The sequence below is a fragment of the Amycolatopsis vancoresmycina genome (assembly GCF_000716785.1).
In the GTDB taxonomy this organism is placed as follows: Bacteria; Actinomycetota; Actinomycetes; order Mycobacteriales; family Pseudonocardiaceae; genus Amycolatopsis; species Amycolatopsis vancoresmycina.
Map to the genome: position 1 here is coordinate 74,339 of NZ_JNYY01000026.1, position 11,181 is coordinate 85,519.

The following is an 11,181-nucleotide window of genomic DNA, read 5'->3' on the forward strand; positions in this document are numbered from 1 at the left end:
GGATCGGGTGACCGCCTTGTCAGGACGCCTAACCTCGGTGCCGTGTGCGCACGTGTACTGGTCGCCGAGGACGACGAGAAGCAGGCCGAAGTCCTCCGGCTCTACCTCGAAAGCGAGGGCCACTCCGTGGTCCTCGCCCCGGACGGCCGGGCGGCCCTCGACGCGGCCCGGCGCGAGCGGCCCGACCTGCTGGTCCTCGACGTCATGATGCCGAACGTCGACGGCCTCGACGTCTGCCGGATCCTGCGGCAGGAGTCCGACGTGGCGGTGCTGATGCTCACCGCCCGCGCCACCGAGGACGACCTGCTGCTCGGCCTCGACCTCGGGGCCGACGACTACCTGACCAAGCCCTACAGCCCGCGCGAGCTGATGGCGCGGGTCCGGACGCTGCTGCGGCGCACCGCCGGCCGGCGCGAACCGCCCGACACCGCGTTCCACGCCGGCGAGCTGCGGCTCGACCCGGTGCGCCACGAGGTGTCGGTCGGCGGCCGCCCGGTGGAGACCACCCCCGGTGAGTTCCAGCTGCTGGAGACGCTGATCCGGCAGCCCGGCCGGGTGTTCACGCGGCGGCAGCTGCTGGAGCTGACCCGCGGCGACGACCGGTTCGTCAGCACCCGGATCATCGACGTCCACGTGCTCAACCTGCGGAAGAAGCTCGAACCCGACCCGCAGAAGCCGGTCTACCTGCGGACCGTCTTCGGCGTCGGGTACAAGCTCACCCCCGAAGATGGCGCGTAGCTTCCCGCGACGACGCAGCCTGGTCGTCCGGCTCACCGCCGTGTCGCTGCTCATCGCGCTCGCCTCCATCGCCGCGACCGCGTGGCTCGCCGTGCAGACCACCACCCGGGCGATCCAGCAGGAGCAGGGCCAGGCGCTCTCCGGCGACGCCACGATCTACACCGAGCTGCTCGGCTTCGCCGCGGTGAACCACACCTGGGACCAGGTCGGCCCCCGGCTGCGGACGCTGTCGGAGCAGACCGGCCGCCGGATCGTGCTGACCACCGTCGACCGCCGCGTCCTCGGCGACTCCGGCGGCGCGCCGGTCACCCTGCCGGTCAAGGCGACCGCGTCGGTCGACCCGCTGCACGTGGACCCGGTGCTGCTGCCCGAGGCCGGGACCAGCGGCATCGACCCGCGCGCGGCCGGCCCGTTCAAGCTGCCGCCGTCCGAGCGCGAGGAGCTCACCGCGCTGGCCACGAGGGCCACCGCCTGCCTCGCCGCGGTCGGGCTGCCCAGCCAGGTGCGCGACTCGCCGAGCGGGCGGCCGCAGCTCACCGGCCTCGACCCGCTGTCGGCCCGCTACTTCGCGAGCAAGTGCGGGCTGTACGAGCTGGCCGAGCCGACGCGGACCGAGGAGGCCGCGCTCCTCGGCCTGAACGACGCGGTCAACCGCTGCCTGCAGGGCCAGGGCGGCGAGCCGGTGAAGCTCGGCCTCGACCTGGAGGTCCTCGGCGTCCCCGACCAGCGGCCCACGCAGGGCTGCCTCGACTCGGCCCGCCGCGAGCAGCTGACGCCGTACGTCGCGCCGCCCGCGTTGCTCTTCACGCTCGGCCCGGGCGGGTCACAGCTGCCGACGTTCACGCTGTCCCGCGAGAACCTGGCCCGGATCCTCGCGGTGACCGGCGGCGTGCTGGTGCTGGCCGTCGCGCTGACCGTGCTGGTCGCGACCCGGCTTTCACGCCCGCTGCGGGCGCTGACCGAGGCGGCGGAGCAGGACCGCCCGGCGCCGGTGAAGACCCGGGACGAGGTCGGCTACCTCGCCGCCGCGTTCAACGACCTCACCGCGCGGCGGGAACGCATCGAGGAGCAGCGCAAGGCGATGGTCAGCGACATCGCGCACGAGCTGCGCAACCCGCTCAACGTCATCCGCGGCCGGCTGGAGGCCGCCGAGGACGGGCACCTGCCGTTCGACCGCGCGCTGACCGCGTCCCTGCTCGAGGAAACCGTGCTGCTGCAGCACATCGTCGACGACCTGCAGGACCTCGCCGCCGCCGACGCCGGGCAGCTGCGGCTGCACCCCGAGCTGCTCGACGCGGCCGAGCTGGCCCACCACGTCGCCGCGGCGCACGCCGACCGGGCCGCCGCGGCCGGCGTCACGCTCACCGTCTCGGCCGACGGCGAGACGGTGGTGCACGCCGACCCGGTCCGGCTCCGGCAGGTGGTCGGCAACCTGGTGACGAACGCGGTCCGGCACACCCCGCCCGGCGGCCGGGTGACGATCCGCACGTCGTCCACTGTGGACACCGTGACGCTCGCCGTTGCCGACACCGGCACCGGCATCGCGGCGGCGGACCTGCCGCACGTGTTCGACCGGTTCTGGCGGGCCGAGAAGTCCCGCAGCCGCCAGACCGGCGGCAGCGGACTCGGCCTCGCCATCGTGCGCCACCTCGTCCAGGCCCACGGCGGCACGGTGACCGCCGAGTCCGAAGTGGACACCGGATCGACGTTCACCGTCCGGCTCCCGGTGCACTACAACGGCAAGCCCGCGTAGTTCTCCGCCAGCTCCTTCGCCGCGGCTTCCGACGTCACCGTGCGCTGCAGCTGGGCCAGCTGCAGCCGGGCGTCGAAGTCGTCGCCGTGGCGGTGCAGCATCGAGGTCATCCACCACGAGAAGTGCGTGCAGCGCCAGACCCGTCGCAGCGCCGTCTCCGAATACGCGTCCACGAGCCGGTCGTCCCCGCGGACCGCCGCGGTCAGGGCGCGGGCCAGCAGCGCGACGTCCGCCACCGCCAGGTTCAGCCCCTTCGCCCCGGTCGGCGGCACGATGTGCGCCGCGTCCCCGGCGAGGTAGAGGTTGCCGTGCCGCATCGGGGTCGCGACGAAGCTGCGCATGGGCAGCACGCTCTTCTCCGTGATCGGCCCGGTCTCCAGCGTCCAGCCGGGAACGCCGAGCCGTTCGGACAGCGCCGCCCAGATCCGGTCGTCGCTCCACGCCGCGATGTCCTCGTCCGGCGCCACCTGCAGGTAGAACCGGCTGACCCGCGGGGAGCGCATGCTGTGCATCGCGAACCCGTCCGGGTGCCAGGCGTAGATCAGCTCGTCAGTCGACGGCGCGACGTCGGCCAGCACTCCCAGCCACGCGAACGGGTAGGTCCGCTCCCAGACCTGCGGATCGGGGATCGACGCGCGGCTCGGCCCGTGGAAGCCGTCGCAGCCGACGACGACGTCCGCGTCGATCCGCCGCGCTTTGCCGTCGCTGTCCACAAAGGTCACCGACGGCTTCCCGGTGACGTCGTGCAGGGTGACGCCGTCGGCCGAGTAGTACGCCGGGCGGCCCGCCTTTTCCCGCGCCGCCATCAGGTCCTTGGTGACCTCGGTCTGGCCGTAGACCGTCACCGACCGGCCGATCAGGTCCGCGAAGTCGACGTGGTGCCGGTGCTCCGGCCACTGCAGGTGGATGCCGCGGTGCTCCATGCCCTCGACGTCGAGCCGGGCGCCGAGGCCGGCGTCCCGCAGGAGTTCGACCGTCCCCGCTTCGAGGATGCCGGCGCGGATCCGGGCCTGGACGTATTCCGCGGTCTGCCGTTCGACCAGCACCGAGTCGATGCCGTCGAGACCGAGCAGGTGGGACAGCAGCAGCCCGGCCGGGCCGGCGCCGACGATGACGACCTGGGTACGCACTGGCGAACGTCCTTTCCCGCGACGAGAGCCCGAGCATGACCGGAGACACCGGCCACCACTACGGCATTCTCGTTCAGTGAGAGGAATTCCCCATCGCCCGCGAGATCCCGCGCGCCGCGGCCCGCAACGCGGGGATCTGCATCCGCGCGTTCCGGTCGTTGGGCACGATCACCGACAGCGCCGCGACGACGTCGCCGTCCGGTCCCCGCAGCGGGACGGCGATGCCCGTGGTCTCCTCGTCGATGAAGCCGGCGCAGAAGGCGTACCCGGTGCGCCGGACGTCGGCGAGGAACCGCCGCAGCCGCGCGGGCTCGGTCAGCGTCGTGCGCCGGAACGCCTCCAGTGGACCCGCCAGCACCTGTTCCTGCAGGTCAGCGGGGGCGTGGGCGAGCAGCACGAGCCCGGACGACGAGGCGTGCAGCGGCAACCGCCCGGCCACGCGCGTCACGTTGACGACCGCACCGGGCGCCGAGAGCCGCTCGACGAACAGCACCTCGCGGTCCTCCAGCACGGCGAGCTGGGTGTGGTGCCCGACGACGGCGTGCAGGTCCTCCATGAACGGCAGCGCCGCCTCGCGCAGCCCGAGCGTCGGCGACGCGCGGGACGCGAGTTCCCAGAGCCGGACGCCCACGCGGATCCGCCGGTCGGGATCGCGCCGCAGCCAGCCGTGCCCGACCAGCTCGTCGACCAGCCGGGACGCCGTCGCGACGTGCAGCCCGGCCCGCCGCGCGATGTCGGTGACGCGCAGCGCGGGCGTGTCCGGCCCGAAGGTCTCGAAGATGCGGACGACGCGGCTCAGCACGGATTCGCCCCGCGCCGGCTTGACCACGTCGGACAGTGTGCCCCACCCGGGCGGCGGGGCACACTGCCCGGCGGTCACGGCAGGGCGTTCAGGAACGGCTCGTGGCTGTTCTGGAACTCCCAGTTGTAGTACTTGTCCCAGTTGATCGACCAGGTCATCAGCCCGCGCAGGCTGGGCGAGGTACCCCCGCGCAGCGTGTACGAGCCACAGCCGGTGCCCTTGACCAGGCAGTTCACCGCGGCCTGGACGTCGGACGGCGAGGTGTAGCCGTTGCCGGCGCTGACGGCGGCGGGCAGTCCGATGGCGATCTGGTCCGGCCGCAGGCCGGTGAAGAACTGGCCGGTGTTGGCGACGGTGAAGCCGGCCTTGAGCATGTCGGTCATCGCGATGTGGAAGTCGGCGCCGCCCATGTTGTGGTACTGGTTGTCGAGCCCCATGACGGGCCCGGAGTTGTAGTCCTGGACGTGCAGCACGGTGAGCGAGTCCCGCAGGGCGTGGATGACGGGCAGGTAGGCACCGGTCCGCGCGTCCCCGGCGCTGGTGCCACCGTAGAACTGGTAGCCGACCTGCACGAAGAAGGTTTCGGGCGCCATGGTGAGCACGAACCCGGAGCCGTACTTGGCCTTGAGCGACTTGAGCGCGGAGATCAGGTTGACGATCACCGGCGTGGTCGGGTTGCGGAAGTCGGTGTCGCCCGCGTTGAGCGAGAGCGAGTGCCCCTCGAAGTCGACGTCGAGACCGTTCAGCCCGTACTTGTCGATGATGGCGGAGACGGAGCTGACGAACTTGTCCCGCGCGGCGGCGGTGGTCAGCTGCACCTGGCCGTTCTGCCCGCCGATGGAGATCAGGACCTTCTTGCCTTGGGCCTGCTTGGCCTTGATGGCGGCGACGAAGTCGGCATCGCTCTCGACGTTCGGGCACTCGCTGACGGAGCACCGGGTGAACCGGATGTCCCCGGAGGTGACGGAGGTGGGTTCCCCGAAGGCGAGATCGATGATGTCCCAGGCGGCGGGCACATCGGCCATCCGCACATAGCCGGAGCCGTTGGCGAAACTGGCGTGGAGGTACCCGATGAGGGCGTGCTTCGGAAGCCCGGTGTCAACACAGCCGGAGGTGCTGGCGGTGGTGGTAGCGGTCTTCGGCGACTCACCGGCTGAGTTGTAGGCGGCGATCGCGTAGCTGTGGGTGGTGCAGGCGGCGAGCCCGCCGACGGTGGCGGTGGTCCCGGTGACGCTGGCGACGGCGGTGCTGCCTTCGTAGACGCGGTACCCGGTGACGGTCCCGGCGCTCGCGCCCCAGCTCAGGCCGATGGAGTTGTTCGTGACGGTGGTCGTCTGCGGGGTGCCGGGGGTCCCGGGAGTACCGGGGGTGTTCCCACCGGGGCCATCGAGAACGACGTCATCGGCGTAGTAGGTACCGGCGCCGTACCAGCCGTGGAGGTAGAGCTGCGCGGACGTCTGACCGGCGGCGGTGGTGAAGGAGAGCTGCAGCTGGTTGTAGGCACCGGCGTTGCCGGACCAGGTCGAGGGGCCACCGGAGATCCCGAGGTAGACGGGATTCCCCCGCACCCAGGCAGAGACGGAGTAGGTGGTGTTCGGCTGAACGGCAACGGTTTGCGAGCACTGTGCGTAGTCAGCACCGACAGGGGTGCCGGCAAGGGCATAGCCGCCTGAGTGCACGGGCGTACTGACGGCGGCGGCATTGGCACAGGTCCAGCCGGAGAGGGAACCGGCCTCGAAGCCGGGATTGACGAGAAGGTTGGCGGCCCCGGCGGGGCCAACGGCAAGGGCGGAGAGCGCAAGCACGAACGCGGCGAGGGTCGCGGGGAGTCGGAAACGCCTCATCGGGTCCTCCAGTCGGGAAGAGGACCTAATTGTCTGGACCAATGTGTGAATTGTCCAGACCAAAAGGTGGGTAGGGGGGCGGTTCGGCTGTTGGGGCCACCGCCGCCAGCCGCCCCGGGTCACCGCGGCGCAGCCACCCAGGCCAACCGCCACGGCGCAGCCGCCCGGGGTCACCGCGGCGCAACCCCGGCGCACCTGGCAGGTCAGCCACACAGACCAGCCGCCACCGCGGCGCAGCCGCCCAGGCCAGCCGCCACGGCGCGGCTTGCCGCGCCACAGCCACAACCCACCCACGGGTCACAGCGCAAACCAAGCCCTCCGACCACACCCCCCAGCCAACCCGATACGCAGCCCCAGCAAAGGCCGTCACGCCGGGTCAAGGCACGCTTTCCCGCCTTGACCCGGCGTGACGGCCGTTGAAGAATCGAGCGTTCGGGTCGGCGGAAGCGCACCAGCAACAAGGCAAGGCAACAAACTCACCCCAGAGCCCAGCACCCACAAGAGCTAACCAGCCGAACCCGCCCAGCCCCACCCCGATCAACAACCCGAACACTGCACCACCCCACCGGAACCCGCCCGGCAAGCAAAGCCCCCCGCCACTTCCCCACCCGCCGAACATGCCGCGCAAAGGCCCGCGCCCGAACCACCCGCCCCCGGCTGACCTGCCCGGCCAGCGCAACCTCAGCCGGCACATCGACGAACAACAACCGAACCGACCGCCCGCTCACCACCCCGACGAGCGCCAGCAGAGCCCGAGTCGACCCCCGCGTCGCCGGCTCGTGAACCACAACCGGCCCAGCGGAAAGAACCGCGCAACCGACGATCCGCACCCGGTGCCAAGCGTGCACGAGCGGCCGATAACACCGGTAAGGCAGCGGAACCACCGCCCCCAGCCGCTCCCGGACCTGATCGGAGTCCAGCACCACCAGCCCGGCAGCCGCCCGGCGCAGCATGGTCGTCTTGCCGGCCCCCGGCAGCCCCGCCACGACGAGCAGGTCACGCGGCCCGAGCTCGATGACAGTGGGCTCACTCATACCCGCCCAACGTCCCGCCAAAGGTAATGGTTCCTTTACCTTGAGCTCACGGAACGTGACGGCCAGCCACCCGTGGACCGAACACCACCCGCCCGGACGCCCCGTCGTCACACCCCGTGCCCCGCGTCACCCAAGAGCCTGAAAACCCAAGCACGCCAAGACATCCGACGCCCGGAACCGCTTCGGGTGAAGATCGGCCCGACCCCTTCCCCACGCCCGGGAAATCCTTATCTTCGGAAGGTGACGCTCGGCTAGAACAGGGGAAACTCGTCATGACCCAGTCGCTGGAACTCCCGGTCCAGGAATTCTGCCTTGATTGGACGCTCACGGGCGGTGAAGGCTCGCGGGTCGCTGTCACCCTCTCCGGGCAGGTGTCCCTGCTGGACAACAACCGGTTCTACAAGATCGACGGCGTCGTCTACGTCACCGAAGGCGATGCGGACATCCGCGCGGTCGGCAACCCGCGCCTGTCCGTGCGCCGCAACGGCGTGGAGAAGAGCGGGCGGCAGTGGGGCTGGGAAATGTGCTCGGCGCGCAAGACCCTCGGCGCGCTGAACACGATGGAGGGCTACTTCGTCCGCACCGGCTACTGGGCGCCCGCCGACCGCGCGATCCAGCTGAGCCTGTGCGCCGAACTCGGGTGGAACCGGCGCAAGAGCTACAGCCCGCACGTCACCGTCCGGATGGTCGACTGACCACTGTGGACGCCCGCCGCCGAGCCGCGGCGACGACGAGCCCGGCCGCGACGGCGCCCGCCACGGCACACCCGGCCCCGAACCCGGGCGACGGTTCGTGCACGCGCAGCACGGACACGCACAGCCACACGGCGGCACCGAACAGGACGCCCAGCACGGGCCCGCCGACGGCCGCGCCCCGCCAGCGGTGGCCGTTGCGGATCGTGCGCAGCCCCGACTCGAGGTAGGCGAGCGCGAACAACGCCAGGATGAGGCTGCCGGCGCCCATGGCGCTGGCGAGCGGGTGCTGGCTGGTGAGCAACGTGAAGGTCTGCGTGGACGCCCCGGTGCGGACACTGGCGGTGACGGCGCCCCCGACGATCCACCGCGCGATCCCGGGCAGGGTCAGCTGCGCGGTGAAGCCGTTGCCGTCGGCCTTGGCCTCGGCGGACGCGGACCCGAGCGGAATCCCGGCGGCGGAGAGGTCAAGCGCCACCCGCCCGGGGTTGCCGGGCCCGGTGAGGGTGAGCGGCTTGCTGAGATCGACCTCGACGGGGGCGACAACGGAAGCGCCCCCGAGGTTCAGCTCGGCCGGAGCATCGTGCGGCAGCCGCGCGGGGTTGAGCAGGGCGAGCACGATCAGCACGATCGCGGCCGCGGCGGCCGCCAGCCGCAACCACACCACGGCCGCTTGGGAGGCACTCGCCGCGGCATCGGCCGAGGCACCGGGCCCGGCGCCGCCTGGCCACCCGGAGCCGCCCGTTCCGGCACCACCCGGCCCGGCCCGCCCACCGGCCGCCTCGGTGGGTCCGCGGCCGGGCCACCCGGAGCCGCCAGCCGCCTCGCCACCACCCGGCCATCCCGCCCCAGCCACCCCGGCACCCGGCCCGGCTTGCCCCGGTCCACCCACTTCCGCGGGCGCTCCCACCAGCGTGGCTCCCGGCCGGGCCACCGGCCGCGTCCTGGCCTCCCCCGGCGGGGCCGGCGCTGTCGCCGAGTTCAGCCCCGCGATCACCCGTGGGGTCAGGTGCAGCACCGGCACCCCGGACCGCTCCAGCCACCCCGGTCCGTACGCCGCCGTGGCCCCCGCGGCCAGATCCGCCGCGAACGACTCCGCCGAGCGGTACCGCGCGTCCAGCTCGCGCGCCAGGCTGCGCATCACCACCCCGGCGATCGGCGCCGGCACGCCCGCGATCGGGCGGGGGTCGGTGAACATGTGCTGGCGCATCATGCTGATCGCGCCGCGGGTGTTGTCGAACGGCAGCTGGCCCGACAGCAGCTCGTACAGCACCGTGCCCGCCGCATACACGTCCGCCGCCGGGCTCAGTGCGTTGCCCATCGCCTGCTCCGGGGCGATGTACGCCGGTGTGCCCAGGATTTCGCCACCGTGCGTCACCAGCGTCGCACCTTCGCTGATCACCCTGGCGATGCCGAAGTCGGCCACCTTCACCACGTCCTGCGTGCTGAACAGCAGGTTCCGCGGCTTGACGTCGAGGTGCAGCACGCCCGCCCGGTGCGCCGCGTGCAGCCCGGCCAGCATCGCCAGCCCGATCGCGCACGCCTGCTCGCCGCTGACGCCGCCGCCGTGGAAGCGGCTGTGCACGGTGCCGCCGTCGAGGCGTTCCATCACCAGCAGGTGCTCGCGGCCGGTGCGGACGTAGTCGTACACCGGGACGATGTGCGGGTGGTCCAGGCTGGCGAGCACCCGCGCCTCGCGGTCGAACAGCTCGCTGCTCGCCGCGTGGTTGAGCACGTCCCACGGCAGCTGCTTAATCGCGACGCTGCGGCCCAGCGTCCGGTGCACGCCGGCGAACACGACCCCCATGCCGCCTTCGCCGATCGAAGCCCCGATCTCGTACTGCGGCAGGGCGGCGACCAGCTCGGCCGGTGCGCTCATCGGGTGAATTCCTGAGTGGACGGCAGCGGCAGCCGGACAGTGGTGTCACTCTCCGCGACCGCCGGCGGCGCCGGGTGCGGGGTCAGGTAGCCGAGCAGGAACGCGATCGCCCCGGCGCCGAGCACCACCGGGATCTCGATCGCCGGCTCGGGCGGGACCAGGCGCAGCACCGACAGGCTGATCACCGCGACCAGGCCGGTGCCGAACCCGGCCGGCAGGAACCGCAGGCCGCGGCGCCACCGGTTGGGCGCCAGCCGGTGGCGCGCCAGCGCGAGCAGCGCGGTCAGCCAGGCCAGCACCGTCAGCACCAGCATCGCCAGGCCGAAGACGCCGTAGACCGACCAGAAGGAGCCCCGGACGTCGGCCACCGTCGTCGCTTCGCCGAGCGTGCCGCGCTGGGCGTCGAGCAGCTCGACCGACGAGGGCAGCAGACCGGTCGCCTGCCCGCTCAGGTCACCGAGGTCGAGGACGAACGTCCGCGACACCGAGCCGCGGGCCGGCACCTCGAACGGCGCTGTCGTGTCGTAAGCGAAGAAGGTGAGGGCGAGCGCGACGCCCGAGAGCCGCACGCTGCGGACCTTCACCGGCGCGGTGCCGGTGTTGGTCGCCACGACCTGCAGCTCGACCTGGTTCGCCGGGTCGACCGGGACCGTGGCGTCCTCGATCGGCCGCTGGTCGATCGACACCTGCAGCTGGAGCGATCCGGACTCCGCCGACGCGGGTGGTGCGCCCAGCAGCACCGCGCACAAACCCAACGCAACCCCCGCCGCGATGACACGTCCCATTGGGCATCCCCTACTTGCGTTATCCGACTGGTCCGGAATGCTACAGCGAGCACACACCGGGGAGGGACGTCCCAATGCGATTCGTGGTTCGGCTGTTTTTCGGCGCCGTGGCCGGAACGTTGCTTCTGCTTGCGGCCGCGGGCACGGCCAACGCACAATACACAGCGTCGGTTAGTTTGAAACCGTCGAGCGGCCAGGCCGGGAGTTCCTTCACCATTTCGTGGAATTTCTACCCATGCAAGGGGCCGGTCACCTTTTCTTGGAACGGCACGCCGATGTGGTCGGCGAACGCAGCCCTCACTCAGACCAGCGGCACGGTAGCGGCCACCGTGCCGACCGGCGCCCAGCCCGGCACCTACCCCGTCACCGGCACATGCACCAACGCCCGGACCGGAGGGCCACTCAACGCGGGCAGCCGGTTCACGGTGACCGCCACACCCACGACCACGCCCCCGCCGCCGACCACCACCACCCCGCCCCCGCCGGTCACCACGCGGCCGACCCGGCCGGGCACCACCACGACC

Annotated in this window: 9 protein-coding genes and 1 pseudogene; 4 read left to right on the forward strand and 6 right to left on the reverse strand. The window is 72.0% G+C overall.

What is annotated here, in order from left to right; genetic code table 11:
• Nucleotides 1–42: 42 nt before the first annotated feature.
• Together OO60_RS39420 and OO60_RS39425 are read left to right on the forward strand one after the other, a co-directional pair.
• Nucleotides 43–738: a response regulator transcription factor gene (locus OO60_RS39420; protein ID WP_033263290.1), complete on the forward strand. Its 696-nt coding sequence runs from the start codon at nucleotides 43–45 to the stop codon at nucleotides 736–738.
• A complete protein-coding gene (locus tag OO60_RS39425; protein WP_033263291.1) occupies nucleotides 728–2,491 on the forward strand; it encodes a sensor histidine kinase in 1,764 nt (587 codons plus the stop codon). Before OO60_RS39420 ends, OO60_RS39425 begins: the two co-directional genes overlap by 11 nt.
• Here the strand turns inward: OO60_RS39425 and OO60_RS39430 are convergent.
• From OO60_RS39430 to OO60_RS39445, 4 genes are all read right to left on the reverse strand, one after another.
• A complete protein-coding gene (locus OO60_RS39430; protein WP_003089823.1) occupies nucleotides 2,470–3,621 on the reverse strand; it encodes a 4-hydroxybenzoate 3-monooxygenase in 1,152 nt (383 codons plus the stop codon). The genes OO60_RS39425 and OO60_RS39430 overlap by 22 nt on opposite strands.
• 73 nt (nucleotides 3,622–3,694) lie before the next feature.
• Nucleotides 3,695–4,450: an IclR family transcriptional regulator gene (locus OO60_RS39435; protein WP_033263302.1), complete on the reverse strand. Its 756-nt coding sequence runs from the start codon at nucleotides 4,448–4,450 to the stop codon at nucleotides 3,695–3,697.
• 47 nt (nucleotides 4,451–4,497) lie between these two features.
• Nucleotides 4,498–6,267 carry a chitinase gene (locus tag OO60_RS39440; RefSeq protein WP_033263292.1) on the reverse strand — a complete coding sequence of 590 codons (1,770 nt, stop codon included), beginning with the start codon at nucleotides 6,265–6,267 and terminating at the stop codon, nucleotides 4,498–4,500.
• 476 nt (nucleotides 6,268–6,743) lie between these two features.
• On the reverse strand, nucleotides 6,744–7,301 hold the full coding sequence (locus OO60_RS39445; protein ID WP_003089815.1) for an AAA family ATPase: 558 nt from the start codon (nucleotides 7,299–7,301) through the stop codon (nucleotides 6,744–6,746).
• 272 nt (nucleotides 7,302–7,573) lie between these two features.
• Here OO60_RS39445 and OO60_RS39450 point away from each other — a divergent pair, with 272 nt between their 5' ends.
• Nucleotides 7,574–7,996: a hypothetical protein gene (locus OO60_RS39450; RefSeq protein WP_033263293.1), complete on the forward strand. Its 423-nt coding sequence runs from the start codon at nucleotides 7,574–7,576 to the stop codon at nucleotides 7,994–7,996.
• Here OO60_RS39450 and OO60_RS48030 read toward each other — a convergent pair.
• Nucleotides 7,974–9,872, reverse strand: coding sequence for a serine/threonine-protein kinase (locus OO60_RS48030; protein ID WP_033263294.1), 1,899 nt, complete (start codon nucleotides 9,870–9,872; stop codon nucleotides 7,974–7,976). The genes OO60_RS39450 and OO60_RS48030 overlap by 23 nt on opposite strands.
• Entirely contained in the window at nucleotides 9,869–10,657 is a 789-nt protein-coding gene (locus OO60_RS39460; RefSeq protein WP_081655684.1) for a hypothetical protein, read from the reverse strand. Before OO60_RS39460 ends, OO60_RS48030 begins: the two co-directional genes overlap by 4 nt.
• Before the next feature lie 74 nt (nucleotides 10,658–10,731).
• Here OO60_RS39460 and OO60_RS47590 point away from each other — a divergent pair.
• A pseudogene (locus tag OO60_RS47590) lies at nucleotides 10,732–11,181 on the forward strand (hypothetical protein); the annotation flags it as partial.

Coding starts and splice junctions, on each gene's coding strand:
- OO60_RS39425 (WP_033263291.1), top strand. CDS start 728: ATGGCGCGTAGCTTCCCGCGACGACGCAGCCTGGTCGTCCGGCTCACC.
- OO60_RS39440 (WP_033263292.1), bottom strand. CDS start 6,267: ATGAGGCGTTTCCGACTCCCCGCGACCCTCGCCGCGTTCGTGCTTGCG.
- OO60_RS39445 (WP_003089815.1), bottom strand. CDS start 7,301: ATGAGTGAGCCCACTGTCATCGAGCTCGGGCCGCGTGACCTGCTCGTC.
- OO60_RS39450 (WP_033263293.1), top strand. CDS start 7,574: ATGACCCAGTCGCTGGAACTCCCGGTCCAGGAATTCTGCCTTGATTGG.
- OO60_RS48030 (WP_033263294.1), bottom strand. CDS start 9,872: ATGAGCGCACCGGCCGAGCTGGTCGCCGCCCTGCCGCAGTACGAGATC.
- OO60_RS39460 (WP_081655684.1), bottom strand. CDS start 10,657: ATGGGACGTGTCATCGCGGCGGGGGTTGCGTTGGGTTTGTGCGCGGTG.